The organism is Acidovorax sp. SUPP3434, from assembly GCF_030159015.1.
In the GTDB taxonomy this organism is placed as follows: Bacteria; Pseudomonadota; Gammaproteobacteria; order Burkholderiales; family Burkholderiaceae_C; genus Paracidovorax.
In genome coordinates this window covers 38,499-55,366 of record NZ_BQXL01000007.1, presented here as the reverse complement: position 1 = coordinate 55,366, position 16,868 = coordinate 38,499, and the positions used below count along the sequence as shown (strand labels likewise).

Below are 16,868 nucleotides of genomic sequence, written 5' to 3'. Positions count from 1 at the left end.
TTTCAATCATGGCACGGCGGCATCGCGCGCGCCCCGACACACCAGGAAAACCATGACAAAACACAGCCACGACCTTTCCCATGCCGGCCACGACGGCCATGATCACGCGGGGCATGACCATGTCCCTGCCCCGGCCCCAGCCTCCGCTCGGCCGGCCACCGCCCCCCGCATCGACGTGTCCTGCTGCGGTGGCGGGTGCTCTAGCACCGCGCCCCAGGCCGGCACGAAGGCGGCAGCCGCCCCTACGGGCGAAGCGCACGGCGACCACGGCCATGCCTCCGAAGGCGACCACGACGGGCACGACCACGGCGCCCTGCCCGGCTGGGGCCGCCTCGCCGCCGCGCTGGTGGCGGCCACCGGCGCCGAACTGCTGCACCTGCTGGGGCCGGACACCACGCCGTGGCGCGTGGCGGGCATGGGCGTCGCCGCGGCGGCCATCCTGCTGGCGGGGCTGGGCATCTACCGCAGCGGCCTGCGCTCGCTGATGCGGGGCCAGTTGGGCATCAGCGCGCTGATGGCGGTGGCCGTGACCGGCGCGTTCCTGATCGGCCAGTGGCCCGAAGCCGCCATGGTGATGGCGCTGTACGCCCTGGCCGAGCGCATCGAGGACCGCGCCGTGGGCCGCGCCCGCGACGCCATCGGCGCCCTGCTGGCGCTCAGCCCCGACCAGGCCGACGTGCGCGGCCCGGACGGCCAGTGGCGCACGGTGCCCGCCGCCGACGTAGCCGTGGACAGCACCGTGCGCATCCGCCCCGGGGGCCGCGTGCCGCTGGACGGCGTGGTGACCACCGGCCGCAGCGCAGTCGACGAATCCAGCGTGACGGGCGAGAGCCTGGCCGTGGACAAGGCGCCGGGCGATCCGGTATATGCCGGCACGCTCAATGCCCAGTCGGAACTGGAATTCCGCGTGACGGCCGCGGCCGGCCAGACCACGCTGGACCGCATCATCCGCGCCGTGGAGCAGGCCCAGAGCGCCCGGGCGCCCACCCAGCGCTTCGTGGACCGCTTCGCCGCCGTGTACACACCGGCGGTGTTCGCCATGGCCGTCGCCGTGGCCATCGGCGCCCCGTTGCTGTTCGGCTGGACCTGGCTGGATGCGATCTACCGCGCGCTGGTGCTGCTGGTGATCGCCTGCCCCTGCGCGCTGGTGCTGGCCACGCCCGTCACCGTGGTGAGCGGCCTGGCAGCCGGCGCCCGGCGCGGCATTCTCATCAAGGGTGGCAACTGGCTGGAGCTGGCCCGCGGCGTGCGCGCCGTGGCCTTCGACAAGACCGGCACCGTGACCGCCGGGCGCCCCGTGCTGGTGGGCCGCGAGTCCTTCGGCAGCGATGGCGCCCAGGATGTGGCGGCGGCACTTGCCGGGCGCTCGGACCACCCCGTCTCGAAGGCCATCGCGGCCGGGCTGGGCACCCCCGCCGGCCTTCCCGAGGTGGAGGATTTCACGGCCCTGCCCGGGCGCGGCGTGCAGGCGCGCATCGCCGGCGCCACCTGGCTGCTGGGCAACCGCCGGCTGGCCCAGGAAAAAGGCCTGTGGACCGACGCCGTGGAGGCCGCCGCCGCCGCGCACGAGGCCCAGGGGCGCAGCGTCACGCTGCTGGCCGACGGCCAGGCCGTGCGGGCGCTGTTCGCCGTGGCCGACACGCTGCGCCCGCAGTCGGCACAGGCCGTGGCGGACCTGCGCGCGCTGGGCATCGTGCCCGTGATGCTCACCGGCGACCACGCCGCAGCGGCCCAGGCGGCCGCGCGCGAGGCCGGCATCGACGAGGTGCAGGCGGGCCTGCTGCCCGAGCAGAAACTGTCGGCCATCGCCGCGCTGCAGCAAAAGCACGGCATGACGGCCATGGCGGGTGACGGGATCAACGACGCGCCCGCCCTGGCCAAGGCCGACATCGGCTTCGCCATGGGTGGCGCCGGCACCGACGTGGCGATGGAGACGGCCGACGTGGTCATCATGAACGACGACCTGCGCCGCGTGGCCGAGACCGTGCGCCTGTCGCGCCGCACGCATGCCGTGCTGATGCAGAACATCGTGCTGGCACTGGGCATCAAGGCGGTGTTCTTCGGCCTGGCGCTGGCCGGGCACGCCACCATGTGGATGGCGGTGTTCGCGGACATGGGTGCCAGCCTGCTGGTGGTGGCGAACGGCCTGCGCATGCTGCGCAGCGAATCGCTATCAAAAAAATAGCACCCGGCACAATCGAAACCCCGGCACAGGCCCTTTTTCGCTGAATTTCCGTGGCGCAGCCTGCCGGCCCCGGAGAGGGGCTGGTCCGCGGCCTTCCCGGGCGGACGGCGCGCTGGCGGCACGGCCGGCCCGGATTTCGCTCTTTGAAGGTCGCGCTTCGCACATTCGCGTGCGGGCGCAGGCGCAGCGTGAGGTAATCATGGGTTCGACACCTCCTAGAATCCGCCCACCTTCTTCACCGGCGCCAGACCGCGAGCCCTTCAAGAGGCCCCGTTCCCCGGCCACGCCGCCCCCTCTTCCCGCATGAGCCCCCCCGCCCCGCCCACCCCGACATCCCCGCCCACCATGGTTCCCCACACCGCCACCGAAGACACCGCCGCCCTGTTCACGGGCGTGCTGCTCATTTCGGTGGGTGTGGGCTTTTTCGGCAGCGCCGGCCTGCTCACGGGCGGCACGGCGGGGCTGGCCTTTCTTTTGCACTACGCGACCGACATGGGCTTCGGCAAGCTCTTCTTCCTGCTCAACCTGCCGTTCTACTGGCTGGCCTGGCGCAAGATGGGGCGCAGCTTCACCCTGAAGACCTTCGTGGCCGTCGTGCTGCTGTCGGCGCTGACCGAGGCCCAGCCGGGTCTGATGGAATTCGTCGCGCTGCAGCCGCTCTATGCCGCGGTGGCGGGCGGGCTCATCACGGGCACAGGCTTTCTCGTGCTGTTCCGCCACCGGTGCAGCCTGGGCGGCATGGGCATCCTGGCGCTGTACCTGCAGGACCGCTACGGCTGGCGCGCGGGCAAGGTCCAGATGGCGGTGGACTGCTGCATTGTGCTGCTGGCGCTGTTCACGGTGGACCCCATGCGCGTGCTCTGGTCCATCGCGGGCGCCGTGGCGCTCAACCTGGTCGTGGCGATGAACCACCGCCCGGGCCGCTACATGGCCATGTAGCCGGCGCAGGCTCCGCCCGGAACTCCCGCAGCGCGGGGCTATCATTCCCGCCTATGCGCCGCGGCATGTTCCTCTTTCTCATCGTGCTCATGGCCCTTCGGGGTCTGGCGGGCAATGCCATGGCGGCCGGCATGCTGCCCGCGGTGGACACGGCGGCGCACGCGGCCCATGCAGCGGCCGAACCGCGATCCGGCACGCCCCCGGCGCACACCCTGCACACCGCGGCGCCCTCCGATGCCGCGGCGCTGCCGCCCTGCCATGGAGAGGCCAGCGCCCCGTCGGCCGAGGCCGCGCAGGCGCCCCATGGCGGCGCCGGTGATGCATCCCCCCCCACCAGCCACCACGCCCATGACGGCGGTTGCTCGGCCTGCGGCATCTGCCACTCGGCCATGTTGACGCCCCCGCTGGCGGCCCCCGCGCGCACCGCGCTGCCCCGCGCGCCCCTGCCCCTGGCAGAGCGCCGCTTTGCCAGCGCCCTGACCGCGCAGGCCATCAAGCCACCCATTTCCTGAGCCCCGACGCCCGAAGTGCGTCCGCGATCCGCACCCGCCACCGGCGGCGCGCGGATCGGCGGCCGCTGGTTTCGCCCTTGCTCAGGAGATCGCCGTGCGCGCCCCCTCGTCCCTTTCCGTTCGTTCTTCGCTCCTGCGCGGTGCCCTGGCCGCCGCCGCGCTCTTGCCGCCATGGCCGGCCCTGGCCCAGGCCCCCGGGCCGGTAGCCGACCCGCTGGCACCTGCCGGTGCGCTGGTCCACCGCAGCGTATTCACCGCCGCCGCGCCGCCCGTCGAAACCGGCACGGTGGCCTGGCGCGATGCGCAGGCCGCCGTGGCGGCCACGCCGCGCGGCCATGCCGACATCGTGGCGTGGGAAGCCCGCCAGGCCGCGCCCTCGGGAGCATCGGCAGCGCCGGCAGCAGGCCACGGTGCGCACCACCACCCGCCGTCCGACCCCACGCCCGCGCGGGGGACGCCATGACCGCGCCCCGCACCGCCGCCTGGGGCGCGCTGGCCGCCGCCTTGCTGCTGGCCGGCTGCGCCAGCGTGTCGCCCGACGGCCTGCGCAGCCAGGTGCAGGCGCTGGCCGATGGCCGCAGCGCCGGCGTGGCCGCGCCCGCGCTGCCCTCTGCCGACCCCGCGGCGCGCGCGCAGGCCGACGCGGCCATCGCGCAGTGGCTGGCCGGGCCGCTCGCCGCCGACGACGCCGTGCGCATCGCCCTGCTGCGCAACCCGGGCCTGCAGGCGCGGCTGGCGGCCCTGGGCGTGGCCGATGCGCAGCGCGTGCAGGCCCTGACCCTGCCCAACCCCACGCTCACGCTGGGGCGCTTTCGCAGCGGGCACGAGCGCGAGACCGAGCGCACGCTGGGCCTGGGCCTGATCGATCTCGTCACCCTGCCCTGGCGCACGCGCTGGCAGGGCCAGCAGATGGAGCAGGCCACGCTGGACGCCGCGCAGGACGTGGTGCGCCTGGCCTTCGACACGCGGCGCGCCTGGCTGCGCGCCGTGGCGGCCGAGCAGGTGGCGGCCACCCAGGAGCGCATGCACGAGGCGGCCGACGCGGGTGCCGAACTGGCGCGCCGCATGGCCCGCGTCGGCAACTGGAGCCGCCTGCAGCAGGCCCGCGAACAGGCGCTGTGGGCCGACAGCGCCGCCCAGCTGGCCCGCGCGCGGCTGGACGCCGCCACCGAGCGCGAGCAGCTGTCGCGGCTGATGGGCTTGTGGGGACCGGACGCGCACTACACGCTGCCCGACCGGCTGCCCGACCTGCCGGCAGAGCCCGAGGCCAGCGAAGGCATCGAGGCCCGGGCCCTGCGCGAACGGCTGGACGTGCGCGCCGCGCGGCTGGAGCTGGACCGCGTGGCCGACACCGAAGGCTTTGCCGGCGTGGCCCCCTGGGCCGGCGGGATCGGCCTGGCCTACACCCGCAACACCACGACCGAGCAGGACACCGGCCATGCCGACGTCAAGCGCGGCTGGGAGTTGGAACTGGCCGTGCCCCTGTTCGACTGGGGCGGCGCCGCACGCTCCCAGGCCCGGGGCCGCACGCTGCAGAGCGCGGCGCAGCTGCAGGACGTGGCCCTGCGCGCCCGCAGCGAGGCGCGCACCGCCTGGCTGGGCTACCGCACCGCCTACGACCTGGCGCGCCAGCAGCGCGACGCGGTCGTGCCGCTGCGCCGCGTCATCAGCGAGGAAACCACCCTGCGCTACAACGGCATGCTCGCCAGCGTCTGGCAGATGCTCGCCGAGGCGCGGGCCAGCAGCCAGGCCGTGGCCGATGCGCTGCAGGCGCAGCGCGATTTCTGGCTCGCCGAGGCCGATCTGCAACGGGCCCTGGCCGGCACCTCGGGCGGTGCGTCCAGCGCCGTCGCATCCGCCGCCCTGCCCGGTGCCGCCGCCGGCCGCGCCGTCAACCCCGAATCCCAAGGCCACTGACATGAAACGCCGCCACTTCTTCTCCGGCGCCGCCACCGCCGTGGCCGCCGCCTCCGTGGGCCGCGCCGCCCTGGCCGCGCTGCCCGAAATCCCCCAGCACGGATCGGCCGACACCGCCGTGCCGCCCGCGCCGCCTACCGGGCGCCCGTTCCGCCCCGTGGTCACCCTGAACGGCTGGAGCCTGCCCTGGCGCATGAACGCCGGCGTGAAGGAATTCCACCTGGTCGCCGAGCCCGTGGTGCGCGAGTTCGCACCCGGCTTCGTGGCCAACCTGTGGGGCTACAACGGGCAGAGCCCCGGGCCCACGATCGAGGTGGTCGAGGGCGACCGTGTGCGCATCTTCGTCACCAACCGCCTGCCCGAGCACACCAGCGTCCACTGGCACGGCCAGCGCCTGCCCAACGGCATGGATGGCGTCTCGGGCCTGAACCAGCCGGCGATTCCCGCGGGCAAGACCTTCGTGTACGAGTTCACCGCGCGGCGCCCGGGCACCTTCATGTACCACCCGCATGCCGACGAAATGACGCAGATGGCCATGGGCCTGATGGGCCTGTGGATCACCCACCCGCGACTGGATGCGCGCGGGCGCCACCCGCTCATCGCCACGGCCGACCGCGACTACGCCTTCCTGCTCAACGCCTTCGCCGTGGAGGCCGGCACGCGCACGCCGCGCGTGAACGAGATGACCGACTTCAACATCTGGGCCTGGAACAGCCGCGTGTTCCCGGGCATCGACCCGCTGGTGGCGCGGCGCGGCGAGCGGGTGCGGGTGCGCGTGGGCAACCTCACCATGACCAACCACCCCATCCACATCCACGGCCACGAGTTCGAGGTGACCGGCACCGACGGCGGCGCGGTGCCCCCCGGCGCGCGCTGGCCCGAGGTGACCACCGACATAGCGGTGGGCCAGATGCGGCAGATCGAGTTCGTCGCCGACGAGCCCGGCGACTGGGCCGTGCACTGCCACAAGAGCCACCACACCATGGGCGCCATGGGCCACGACGTGCCCACGATGATCGGCGTGGACCACCGGGGCCTGGTGGCCAAGATCCAGAAGATCGTGCCCGACTACATGGTGATGGGCGAGCGCGGCATGGCCGACATGGGCGCCATGGAGATGCCGCTGCCCGAGAACACCCTGCCCATGATGACCGGCACCGGCCCCTACGGCCCGCTGGAGATGGGCGGCATGTTCAGCGTGCTCAAGGTGCGCGAGCACCTGGCCGCCGGCGACTGGCGCGACCCGGGCGACTACGTGCAGCCGCCCGGCACCCAGGCCTGGGAATGGCAGGGCGCCGCGGCGGACCTGCCCCCTGCGCCGGCGGCACCCGCCGCTTCCACCGCGCCGCAGGCCGGGGCCGCCACCGTGCGCAAACCGGGCCCCGGCGGCACCGGCCACGCCCATTGACCGGCCACGCAGGCAACCTCCAACGCTATTAATTCAATAGCAATATGCCCTAGAAGAATATGCACCGGAGCCGTTTTTCACCTGAAACCCGGGTGGACACCCCCACCCACCGAAAGGACCCTGCCATGCCCCTGACCCCTCCCGCCGCTGGCGCCGCCCGGACCCCACTGGCCGCGCGCCGCCGCGCCCTGCACGGCATCGCCGCCTGGGGCACTGCCGCCGCCCTGCCCTGGCCGGCCTTCGCGGCCGGCCCGCAACCCACCGCCATCGAGGTCTGGAAGGACCCCAGCTGCGGCTGCTGCCAGGACTGGGTGGACCATATGCAGGCCAACGGCTTTCGCGCCACGGTGCATGAGACCGGCAACGCCGCCGTACGCAGCCGCCTGGGCCTGCCGCAAAAGCTGGGCTCGTGCCACACGGCACTCGTCGGCGGCTACCTGATCGAGGGCCATGTGCCGGCCTCGGACGTGCAGCGCCTGCTGCGCGAAAAGCCCAAGGCCCTGGGCCTGGCCGTGCCCGGCATGCCGGTGGGCTCGCCGGGCATGGACGGCGCGATCTACGGCGGGCGCAAGGACGCCTACGACGTGCTGCTGGTGGCGCACGGCGGTGCCAGCACCCGCGTTTTCAGCCACTACCCGCCATCCAAGGAGCCCGCATGACCCGCCGCCCCTCCACCCCGGGCCGTGCCGCCCTTTCCCCTTTCATCGCCTTCATCGCCTTCATCGCCTCCATCGCCTCCATCGCCGTCTTTGCCCTGGCGGGCACGCTCCCCGCGCAAGCGTCATCGCACGGCCAGGCCGGGCACGGTGGGCACGATGGACATGCCGGTCACACCGCCGCGGCAGCCGCCCCGTCCGATGCGGCTTCCGCCACGGACACCGCCACCGCGGTGGACGCCGAACTGTCCCAGGGCGAGGTCGTACGCTGGGATCCGTCGGCCGCCCGGCTCACGCTGCGCCACGGCGAACTGAAGAACCTCGCCATGCCGCCCATGACCATGGTGTTCCGCCTGCAGGACCCGGCGCCGGACCTGCCGCTCGCGCCCGGCACGCCGGTGCGCTTCCATGCCGAGAGCCAGCGCGGCGCGCTCGTCATCACCCGCATCGAGGCGGCCCGCTGAAGGCCGCCGGCGCGGCGCCATAATCGCCGCCCATATGACCGCAGCAACCCGTTCGGCCAGCGACGCTGGCAGCATCACCCGCGTGGCGGGCATCGAGGTCGGCCACTACACCGACGCCCGCCGCCCCACGGGCTGCACCGCCATCCTCGCGCGCGAGGGCGCCGTGGGCGGCGTCGACGTGCGCGGCGCCGCGCCGGGCACGCGCGAGACCGACCTGCTCGCGCCCTCCAACCTGGTCGAGAAGGTGCATGCCATCGTGCTCGCGGGCGGCAGCGCCTGGGGCCTGGAGGCCGCCACCGGCGCCGTGCGCTGGCTGGAGGAGCGCGGCGTGGGCCTGGACGTGGCCGTGGGCCGCCTGCCCATCGTGCCGGCGGCCGTGCTGTTCGACCTGCTGGTGGGCGACATGCGCATCCGCCCCGACGCCGCGGCCGGCTATGCCGCCTGCGCCGCCGCATCGCGCGACGATCCGGCCGAGGGCAACGTGGGCGCGGGCACCGGGGCCGCGGTGGGCAAGCTCTTCGGCATCGGGCGCGCGATGAAGGGCGGCATCGGCACGGCCTCGGTGTCGCTGGACGGCATCACCGTGGGCGCCCTGATCGCCTGCAACGCCGTGGGCGACGTGGTCGACCCGCACACCGCCCGGCCCGTGGCCGGCGCGCGCTCGGAAGACGGCCAGCGGCTGATGGACACGCGGCGTGCGCTGCTGGGCGGCGTGCCGCCCGAGCCCGTGCTGCCCGGCACCAACACCACCATCGGCGTGATCGCCACGGACGCGATGCTGACCAAGGCCCAGGCCCATCGCCTGGCCGTGTCGGGCCACGACGGGTTGGCGCGCAGCATCAACCCCGTGCACACCCAATTGGACGGCGACACCCTGTTCACCCTGGCCACCGGCGCCACGGGCCGCCACGCGGGCATGCTGGTGCTGGCCACCATGGCGGCCGAGGCCGTGGCCCGCGCCACGCTGCGCGCCGTGCAGGCCGCGCAGTCCCTCACCACCCACGAAGGCCTGTACCTGCCGAGCGCGGCGGACCTCGGCCGATGAACGCCCTTGCCGCCCGCTCCCGCACCGTCACGCGACGGGTGCACACGGCGCTGCTGAACCTGCGCGACCTGATCCTGTCCGCCGGGCCGCTCGCCTTCCTGGCGGTGGGGCTGCTGGTGCTGGCCTACTGGTGGCTGCAGCCCGCGCCCCCGAAGCGCGTCACCCTGGCCACCGGGCCCGCGCAGAGCGCCTATGCGGACTTCGGCCAGCGCTACCAGAAGGCGCTGGCGGCCGACGGCATAGAGGTCGTCCTGCGCGAGACGGAAGGCTCGTCCGCCAACCTGCAGTTGCTGCGCAGCGGCGAGGCCGACCTGGCCTTCGTGCAGGGCGGCACCGGCGAACTGCGGCCCGAAGACGCCGACGCCCTGGAATCGCTGGGCAGCCTGTTCGTGGAACCGGTGTGGATCTTCTACCGCACCGAGGCCGCGCGCCGCGTGGTCAAAAGCGGCCGGCTCGACAGCCTGGCGCAGTTGCGCGGCCTGCGCGTGAACGTGGGCACCGCGGGCAGCGGCGTGCCCACGCTGATGGAAAAGCTGCTGGAGGCCAACCGCATGGAGCCCCGGGCGCTGCGGCTGTCCGAGCTGGGGCAGACGCCGGCGACGGTGGAGTTCCTCGCGGGCCGGCTCGACGCGCTGGTGTTCGCCTCGGCGCCGCAGTCGCTCATGGTGCAGATGCTGCTGCAGACGCCGGGCGTGCGTCTCATGGACTTTCCACAGCACGAGGCCTACGGGCGGCGCTTTCCGTTCCTCACGCCCGTCACGCTGCCGCGCGGCGTGGTGGACCTGGCCGGCAACGTGCCGCCCGCCGACGTGCGGCTGGTGGCCTCCACCACGTCGCTGCTGGCGCGCGAGGGCACGCATCCGGCGCTGCTGCAGCTGTTCGCGCAGAACGCGCAGTCCCTGCACGGCAGCGCCGGCTGGTTCAACCGGGCACGGGAATTTCCGAGCACCCGCCACAGCGAGCTGCCCATCGCCGCCGAGGGCGAGCGCGCCATCAACGAGCCCGCGCCGCTGCTGCAGCGCTACCTGCCCTTCTGGATGGCCAACCTGATCGAGCGCATGTGGCTGGTGCTGGGCATCCTGCTGGCCGCCATGCTGCCGCTGTCGCGCGTGGTGCCGCCGCTCTACCAGTTCCGTGTGCGCTCGCGCGTGTTCCGCTGGTACGGTCGCCTGCGCGAGATCGAGGACGAAATGGACGCCGGACAATCCGCGCCCCAGGCGCTGCACGAGGCCCTGGATCGGCTGGAGGCGCAAGTGGAAAAGGTGAGCGTGCCGCTGTCGTATGCCGACGAGCTGTACGCGCTGCGCAACCACATCCAACTGGTGCGCAAGAAGCTGCGCGCAGCGCCGGGCGGCGCGCCGGCTAGCGCGGCCTGACGGGCTTGCCGGCGCCCTTGCCGCGCTGCGCGCGGCCGTGGGCAGCCGCCACCGCGGGCGGCGGGCCGGGCAGCACCCGCAACGCCCCTTCGGCCATCAGCTTGTCGCGCATGCGCCGCGTCATCGACTGCGTGCTGCCGTCGGCCGCGGTGAACAGGAACAGCGTGTGGTGCGGACTCGACCAGGTCAGTTGCGTGTGCACGGCGCGCTGGTTGGAGATCAGTTCCACCCAGCTGCCCAGCGGAAAGTCGTTGGTGGCCTCGGCGCCGCTTGCGGCGGCATCGCCCCCCTCGTCGGCCACGCCGGGTTCGTGCAGCGAGCCATAGAGCGATTCCGGCGGCACGATGGTTTCCATGCCGTCCGGCTCTTCGGCGGACGCACCGGCCGGCTGCAGGGCCAGGCTGGCGGCGCGCTCCATCGCGGCTTGGTGCAGGCCGGCGATGCGCTCGAGCACGGCGCCCGCCATGGCCTCGGCATGGCCCACGCTGTCCAGGCCCTGGCGCACGGTGCCGAGCATGCGCGTGACGGTGCCGCCCAGCCGCTCGGGCTCGGCCGCGGCCACCTCGGGCTGGGCGATCCAGAACAGTTCGGGCACCAGGGCGAGGTAGCCGCCGGGGTCGCCATCGGCACTGCCGGGGTCGTCCATCTGCGCGAGCGCCACCACGTCGGCCCAGGGGCCGGCGGCGAAATCGAGAATGTCCCGGGGCACCTGGTCCGCCCCCGCCAGCGCGCGGATGTCGGCCGCGATGCGCTTGGACAGGGCCTCGCGCTGCTGCACGCGCAGGGCGGCCTGCCGCTCGGCCTCCTGGGCCTCGCGCAACTGGCGCTCCTGCGACGCCCAGGCCGATTCGAGCGCCGTCAGCACCGTGGCAAAGGTGTCGGCGTCCTGGCTTTCGCTGGTGGCCAGGTGGCTCACCGCCTCGTCCACGAGCCGCATGAAGCGGTCGAAACGGGGGTCGGCATCGGATTCGAAGTCCAGCGCGCGCTGCGTCAGCTCGTCCAGCAGGCGGCGCGCGGGGTGCTTTTCGTCGGTGAAGAACCGCCGGTCGTGCCGCACCAGCTGCTTAATGGCGGGCCGCAGGTTCTGCACGGCCCGCTGGATGGGCGGGGGCAGCCGCTGGTCCTGCGCGATGTTGTCCATCATGCGGCTCACCACCTCGGTGGCCGTGCGCGATGGCGAGGGCGGCGCGGGGGCTGCGACCGTCGCCGGGGCCGCGACGGCCGCAGCGCCGCTCCAGGCCCCCAGCGCCGCGGGCTGGCTGCCGGCCAGCCGGCCCACGAGGCGCTCCAGCTGGGCGATGTCTTCCATCGCCTCGGCGGCCGCCGCGGAGCTGGGCGCGAAGTAGTCCGAGCCGCCGGCGCCCATCTGCGAGCTGGCCGGGCCGCCGCCGCGGGCCTCGGTCCAGGCGGCCGGCTGCGAGGGCACGCCGCCGAACGCGGCGACGGGCGCCATGCCGTAGGCGAAGGCATCGCCCGAACTGGCGAGCATCTGGCGCAGCATGCCCACGGTCAGCAGGGCTTCCTCGGCCTCGGCGGCGAGCGGCATGCCCAGCGATGCCGGGCCGCCACCGCCGCCCATGCCGCCGGGCATGCCGTACTGGCTGGGATATGCGCCAGGATGGGGCGCGCCGTAGCTGCTCGCCGGGCCGCCGTAGCCGCCGCCGTGGCTGCTGGGGTAGGCGCCGCCGTAGCCGGTGGCACGCCCCGTTGACTGGCCGGCCTGCCCCGCCACCGCGTAGCCCACCGGGGTGATGCCGTTGTCGCGAAGGCTCTGGGCGGCGGTTTTGTAGACGGAGACGAGCTCGTCGCCCAGCACCTTGCGCATGTGGGCCATCCACACCTGGCGGACCTCGGCGGACACGCCCGTGTCGCCCACCACCTGCTGCAGGGCGCGGATGTAGTTCTCGGGCCGCAGGGGATTGCGCTCGGGCTGCACGCGCTGCAGGCCCTGCGCGGAGCTGACCAGGGTGTTGAGCTCGGCCAGCGTGGCCTCGGTGGCGTGCACCGCGATCTGCTGGGCCCGCGACAGCTCGACCTGGGCCAGCACCTCGGACTCGTCCATGAGCGACAGCTCGCCGAAGTCCATGCCCGTTTCGTCGCCCGGACGCGCGCGCGCGGTGGAGGGGCCTTCGGCGAACACCTCCAGCAAGGCCATGGGGTAGGCCTTGGCCAGGGCGTCCTCGTGCTGCTTGATCAGCCGCAGCGCATCGGCCAGCAGCGTGCGCTGCTGGATGTTGCGCTCGGTGGACTCATCGCTGGCCAGCGCCCCCTGGGTCACGCTGGTCAGCCGTCCCATCAACGCCTCGCCCTGCCGCACCGCGTTGACGACGCAGGCACGAAAGACCGTTCTGGACCGGGACGCGGGCAGGGACATGGTGGCGGGCGAGGAAAAGCGGCAGCAGCGACGATCCTAACGGGTTGTTGCTTACTTGAGTGCCTTGTAACGCATGCGCTTGGGCTTTGCGCCCTCTTCGCCCAGGCGTTTTTTCTTGTCGGCTTCGTATTCCTGATAGTTTCCGTCAAAGAACACCCACTGGCTGTCGCCTTCCGCGGCCAGGATGTGCGTGGCGATCCGGTCCAGGAACCAGCGGTCATGGCTGATCACCAGCACGGTGCCGGCGTATTCCAGCAGCGCGTCTTCCAGGGCGCGGAGGGTTTCCACGTCCAGGTCGTTGGAGGGCTCGTCCAGCAGCAGGACGTTGCCACCCGCGATCAGCGTCTTGGCCAGATGCAGGCGCCCGCGTTCGCCGCCCGAGAGGCTGCCGACCTTCTTTTGCTGGTCCGAACCGTTGAAGTTGAAGCGGCCCGCGTAGGCGCGGCTGGCCATCTGGAACTTGCCGACGTTCAGGATGTCCAGGCCGCCGGAGATGTCTTCCCACACGGTCTTGTCGTTGCCCAGCTCGTCGCGGTGCTGGTCCACGAACGCCATCTTGACGGTGGAGCCCACCACCACCTGGCCGCTGTCCGGCTGCTCGCGGCCGGCCAGCAGCTTGAACAGCGTGGACTTGCCGGCGCCGTTGGGGCCGATGATGCCCACGATGGCGCCCGGGGGAACGCTGAAGCTCAAGTCGTCGATCAGCACGCGGTCGCCGAAGGACTTGCTGACGTTATGGAACTCGAACACCTGCTGGCCCAGGCGCTCGGCCACGGGGATGAAGATTTCCTGCGTTTCGTTGCGGCGCTGGTATTCGAAATCGCTCAGTTCCTCGAAGCGGGCCAGGCGCGACTTGCTCTTGGCCTGGCGGGCCTTGGGGTTCTGGCGCGACCATTCCAGCTCCTTCTTCAGGGCCTTGGCGTGGGCCTCTTCGCTCTTTTGCTCCTGCGCCAGGCGATCGCCCTTTTGCTCCAGCCAGGTGCTGTAGTTGCCCTTCCATGGAATGCCGCGGCCGCGGTCCAGCTCCAGAATCCATTCAGCGGCGTTGTCGAGGAAGTAGCGATCGTGGGTGATGGCCACGACGGTGCCGGAAAAGCGCTTGAGGAACACTTCCAGCCACTCGACCGACTCGGCGTCCAAGTGGTTGGTGGGCTCGTCGAGCAGCAGCATGTCGGGCTTGGACAGCAGCAGGCGGCACAGGGCCACGCGGCGCTTTTCGCCACCGGACAGCAGGCCGATCTTGGCGTCCCAGGCGGGCAGGCGCAGGGCGTCGGCGGCGATCTCCAACTGGTGCTCGGAGTCGGTGCCGGCCGTGGCGATGATCGCCTCCAGCTGGGCCTGCTCGGCCGCCAGGGCGTCGAAGTCGGCGTCTTCGGCGCCGTAGGCCACATAGACCTCCTCCAGGCGCGCCTTGGCCGCGAACACCGCGCCCATCGACTCTTCCACGCTCTCGCGCACGGTGTGCTCGGGGTTGAGCTTGGGTTCCTGCTCCAGGTAGCCGATGGTCAGGCCCGGCATCGGAATGGCTTCGCCTTCGATTTCCTTGTCCACGCCGGCCATGATCTTGAGCAGCGTGGATTTGCCCGAGCCGTTCAGGCCGAGCACGCCGATCTTGGCGCCGGGGAAGAACGACAGGGAGATGTCTTTCAAGATCTGCCGCTTCGGCGGCACGGTCTTGCTGACGCGGTTCATCGAATACACGTATTGGGCCATTGGCTTTCTTTCCTTAGATGGGGGCTGCGCTGCCGGGGGTGCACGAGCGGCCGGGGAGGCCTGCCGGAAAAGCGCGTTCAGGCGGATTATCGGATGCTTTGGCGCCGGCGCTTTCGGCAACCCCGCAACGCGGTGCCCGCGCGCGACAGTTTGCCCCAGGGGCGGCCCGCCCGCGCCGCCTGCGTAAAGCCCCGACCGCCGGCGGGCATCTCGTGCCACAATAGCGCCCAGCCACCGGCTCCAGTGATCGGTGGCCTCAGCAACCTGCTGGGGACGACGAAGCCGCCATGCGGTGTTCTGGCTCCCATTCGTGAATCCCATCTGCCTTGACTGGCCGCAGCCCCGACATGGGTCCTGCGACAGGCCGATGCCCCCAGCGCCCGGACAGGGCGTTTCCTTGAATGAACTTTGACGAACTGAATCTGGCCCCAGCCATTCTGAAGGCCGTGCACGAACAGGGTTACGAAACCCCGACCCCCATCCAGGCACAGGCCATCCCCGCCGTGCTCGAGGGCCACGATCTGCTCGCCGGCGCACAGACCGGCACCGGCAAGACCGCCGCCTTCACCCTGCCCATGCTGCACCGCCTCTCGCAGGGCACGGCCCCCAAGAGCAAGTTCGGCGGCAAGGGCGTGCGCGCCCTGGTGCTCACGCCCACGCGCGAACTGGCCGCCCAGGTCGAGGAATCCGTGCGGGACTACGGCAAATACGTCGACATCTCGTCCACCGTCGTCTTCGGTGGCGTGGGCATGAACCCGCAGATCGACCGCATCAAGCGCGGCGTGGACGTGCTGGTCGCCACCCCCGGCCGCCTGCTGGACCTGCAGCAGCAGGGCTTCCTGGACCTGTCCACGGTCGAGATCCTGGTGCTGGACGAAGCCGACCGCATGCTGGACATGGGTTTCATCCACGACGTGAAGAAGATCCTCGCCCTGGTGCCCAAGGACAAGCAGAGCCTGCTGTTCTCCGCCACGTTCAGCGACGAGATCCGCGAGCTGGCCAACACGCTGCTCAAGAACCCGCAGAGCATCCAGGTCACGCCGCGCAACACCACGGTGCAGCGCATCACGCAGGTGATCCACCCCGTGGGCCGAGGCAAGAAAAAGCAGGTGCTGCTGCACATCATCCAGGAGCACGACTGGAGCCAGGTGCTGGTGTTCACCCGCACCAAGTTCGGCGCCAACAACGTGGCCGAGTTCCTCACCAAGAACGGCGTCAACGCCATGGCGCTGCACGGCAACAAGAGCCAGAGCGCCCGCACGCAGGCCCTGGCCGGCTTCAAGAGCGGCGACATCCGTGCGCTGGTGGCCACCGACATCGCGGCCCGCGGCATCGACATCGACGAGCTGCCGCACGTCGTCAACTACGAAATCCCCAACGTGTCGGAAGACTACGTGCACCGCATCGGCCGCACCGGCCGCGCGGGCGCCAGCGGCCAGGCCGTGAGCCTGGTCTGCATGGACGAAGAGGGTTTCATGATGGAGATCGAGCGCTTCACCAAGCAGGAGATCCCGGTTCAGATCCTCGACGGCTTCGGCCCCGAGCCCGGCGAGAAGGCCGAGCCCATCGCCATGGGCCGCCAGACCATCTGGGGCGGCGCGGGCAAGCCCCCGAGCCGCGAAGTCATGCAGGCCGCCGCCAAGGCCGCCCGCAGTGAAATGATGGACCGCATCCGCACCAACAAGGCCACGCAGGGCGGTGGCGGCGGCGACCGGGGCGGCAAGCCGGCAGGCGGCGGCGCACGCTCCGGCGGCGGCCCCCGCGCCGCGGCTGGCGAAGGCGGCGCCAATGGCGCTCCCCGCGGGCGCGGCGGCAACGGCCCGCGTGCCGGCGGTCCTGGCGGCAATCCCCGCGGTCCCGGCGCGCAGGCGGCCGGACGTGGCGGCCGCGGCCCTGGCGGCGGCAATGCCGGTGCTGGCGGCTACGGTGGCGGCAACGGTGGCGGTGGCAACCGCTTCGACGACGGCCAGCCGCGCCGTGAGAACGCGCACCTGGGCACCCAGACGGGCGGCCACCTCGGCGCCCCCCGCCATGCCGGTGCCGGCGGCGGCCAGCCCGACCCCATGCGCACGAGCGTGGACAGCATGGCCGGATCCGGCCGCCGCGGTGGCGGTGGCTACCGCAGCGGCGGCGGTGGTGGTGGCGGCTACGGCGGTGGCGGCAACCGCGGCAATTCCGGTGGCGGCTCGCGTGGCGGCCCCCGGGGTGGTGGCGGTGGCGGCTACGGCCGCTGAAGCACCGGCCCCGCCCGTGCACGGCCGCAGCCGGCCCGCGCCCCG

At 72.4% G+C, this 16,868-nt stretch carries 13 protein-coding genes; 11 read left to right on the top strand and 2 right to left on the bottom strand.

Features of this window, described 5'->3' with window-relative positions; genetic code table 11:
• The first annotated feature begins 52 nt into the window (after positions 1 to 52).
• From AVKW3434_RS12890 to AVKW3434_RS12845, 10 genes are all read left to right on the top strand, one after another.
• Positions 53 to 2,185, top strand: coding sequence for a heavy metal translocating P-type ATPase (locus tag AVKW3434_RS12890; RefSeq protein WP_284406161.1), 2,133 nt, complete (start codon positions 53 to 55; stop codon positions 2,183 to 2,185).
• Between the two features lie 303 nt (positions 2,186 to 2,488).
• Positions 2,489 to 3,124 carry a YitT family protein gene (locus tag AVKW3434_RS12885; RefSeq protein WP_284406160.1) on the top strand — a complete coding sequence of 212 codons (636 nt, stop codon included), beginning with the start codon at positions 2,489 to 2,491 and terminating at the stop codon, positions 3,122 to 3,124.
• Positions 3,125 to 3,189: 65 nt separating this feature from the next.
• On the top strand, positions 3,190 to 3,636 hold the full coding sequence (locus AVKW3434_RS12880; protein WP_284406159.1) for a hypothetical protein: 447 nt from the start codon (positions 3,190 to 3,192) through the stop codon (positions 3,634 to 3,636).
• Between the two features lie 94 nt (positions 3,637 to 3,730).
• Positions 3,731 to 4,099 (top strand): hypothetical protein, encoded by a 369-nt coding sequence (locus tag AVKW3434_RS12875; protein ID WP_284406158.1) that lies wholly within the window; start codon positions 3,731 to 3,733, stop codon positions 4,097 to 4,099.
• Positions 4,096 to 5,553, top strand: coding sequence for a TolC family protein (locus tag AVKW3434_RS12870; RefSeq protein WP_284406157.1), 1,458 nt, complete (start codon positions 4,096 to 4,098; stop codon positions 5,551 to 5,553). The genes AVKW3434_RS12875 and AVKW3434_RS12870 overlap by 4 nt, the downstream gene beginning before the upstream one ends.
• A gap of 1 nt (position 5,554) precedes the next feature.
• Positions 5,555 to 6,961, top strand: a complete 1,407-nt coding sequence (locus AVKW3434_RS12865; protein ID WP_284406156.1) for a multicopper oxidase domain-containing protein — start codon at positions 5,555 to 5,557, stop codon at positions 6,959 to 6,961.
• Between the two features lie 125 nt (positions 6,962 to 7,086).
• Positions 7,087 to 7,620 (top strand): DUF411 domain-containing protein, encoded by a 534-nt coding sequence (locus tag AVKW3434_RS12860; RefSeq protein WP_284406155.1) that lies wholly within the window; start codon positions 7,087 to 7,089, stop codon positions 7,618 to 7,620.
• Positions 7,617 to 8,081 (top strand): copper-binding protein, encoded by a 465-nt coding sequence (locus AVKW3434_RS12855; RefSeq protein WP_284406154.1) that lies wholly within the window; start codon positions 7,617 to 7,619, stop codon positions 8,079 to 8,081. The genes AVKW3434_RS12860 and AVKW3434_RS12855 overlap by 4 nt, the downstream gene beginning before the upstream one ends.
• Before the next feature lie 34 nt (positions 8,082 to 8,115).
• On the top strand, positions 8,116 to 9,126 hold the full coding sequence (locus AVKW3434_RS12850; protein WP_284406153.1) for a P1 family peptidase: 1,011 nt from the start codon (positions 8,116 to 8,118) through the stop codon (positions 9,124 to 9,126).
• Positions 9,123 to 10,502: a TAXI family TRAP transporter solute-binding subunit gene (locus AVKW3434_RS12845; protein ID WP_284406152.1), complete on the top strand. Its 1,380-nt coding sequence runs from the start codon at positions 9,123 to 9,125 to the stop codon at positions 10,500 to 10,502. The genes AVKW3434_RS12850 and AVKW3434_RS12845 overlap by 4 nt, the downstream gene beginning before the upstream one ends.
• Here the strand turns inward: AVKW3434_RS12845 and AVKW3434_RS12840 are convergent.
• On the bottom strand, positions 10,489 to 12,876 hold the full coding sequence (locus AVKW3434_RS12840; protein ID WP_284406151.1) for a DUF1631 family protein: 2,388 nt from the start codon (positions 12,874 to 12,876) through the stop codon (positions 10,489 to 10,491). The two genes, AVKW3434_RS12845 and AVKW3434_RS12840, sit on opposite strands and share 14 nt — an antisense overlap.
• Positions 12,877 to 12,927: 51 nt before the next feature.
• The gene (gene ettA / locus AVKW3434_RS12835; RefSeq protein WP_272568457.1) at positions 12,928 to 14,589 is read right to left on the bottom strand and encodes an energy-dependent translational throttle protein EttA; all 1,662 of its coding nucleotides are present in this window, start codon (positions 14,587 to 14,589) and stop codon (positions 12,928 to 12,930) included.
• 401 nt (positions 14,590 to 14,990) lie between these two features.
• Here ettA and AVKW3434_RS12830 point away from each other — a divergent pair, with 401 nt between their 5' ends.
• On the top strand, positions 14,991 to 16,823 hold the full coding sequence (locus AVKW3434_RS12830; protein ID WP_284406150.1) for a DEAD/DEAH box helicase: 1,833 nt from the start codon (positions 14,991 to 14,993) through the stop codon (positions 16,821 to 16,823).
• Positions 16,824 to 16,868: the final 45 nt, after the last annotated feature.

What these genes read in the sequence shown, in the direction of transcription:
- AVKW3434_RS12850 (WP_284406153.1), top strand. Translation starts at nt 8,116, where the DNA reads ATGACCGCAGCAACCCGTTCGGCCAGCGACGCTGGCAGCATCACCCGC.
- AVKW3434_RS12855 (WP_284406154.1), top strand. Translation starts at nt 7,617, where the DNA reads ATGACCCGCCGCCCCTCCACCCCGGGCCGTGCCGCCCTTTCCCCTTTC.
- AVKW3434_RS12865 (WP_284406156.1), top strand. Translation starts at nt 5,555, where the DNA reads ATGAAACGCCGCCACTTCTTCTCCGGCGCCGCCACCGCCGTGGCCGCC.
- AVKW3434_RS12830 (WP_284406150.1), top strand. Translation starts at nt 14,991, where the DNA reads ATGAACTTTGACGAACTGAATCTGGCCCCAGCCATTCTGAAGGCCGTG.
- AVKW3434_RS12845 (WP_284406152.1), top strand. Translation starts at nt 9,123, where the DNA reads ATGAACGCCCTTGCCGCCCGCTCCCGCACCGTCACGCGACGGGTGCAC.
- AVKW3434_RS12860 (WP_284406155.1), top strand. Translation starts at nt 7,087, where the DNA reads ATGCCCCTGACCCCTCCCGCCGCTGGCGCCGCCCGGACCCCACTGGCC.
- AVKW3434_RS12890 (WP_284406161.1), top strand. Translation starts at nt 53, where the DNA reads ATGACAAAACACAGCCACGACCTTTCCCATGCCGGCCACGACGGCCAT.
- AVKW3434_RS12880 (WP_284406159.1), top strand. Translation starts at nt 3,190, where the DNA reads ATGTTCCTCTTTCTCATCGTGCTCATGGCCCTTCGGGGTCTGGCGGGC.
- ettA (WP_272568457.1), bottom strand. Translation starts at nt 14,589, where the DNA reads ATGGCCCAATACGTGTATTCGATGAACCGCGTCAGCAAGACCGTGCCG.
- AVKW3434_RS12840 (WP_284406151.1), bottom strand. Translation starts at nt 12,876, where the DNA reads ATGTCCCTGCCCGCGTCCCGGTCCAGAACGGTCTTTCGTGCCTGCGTC.
- AVKW3434_RS12870 (WP_284406157.1), top strand. Translation starts at nt 4,096, where the DNA reads ATGACCGCGCCCCGCACCGCCGCCTGGGGCGCGCTGGCCGCCGCCTTG.
- AVKW3434_RS12885 (WP_284406160.1), top strand. Translation starts at nt 2,489, where the DNA reads ATGAGCCCCCCCGCCCCGCCCACCCCGACATCCCCGCCCACCATGGTT.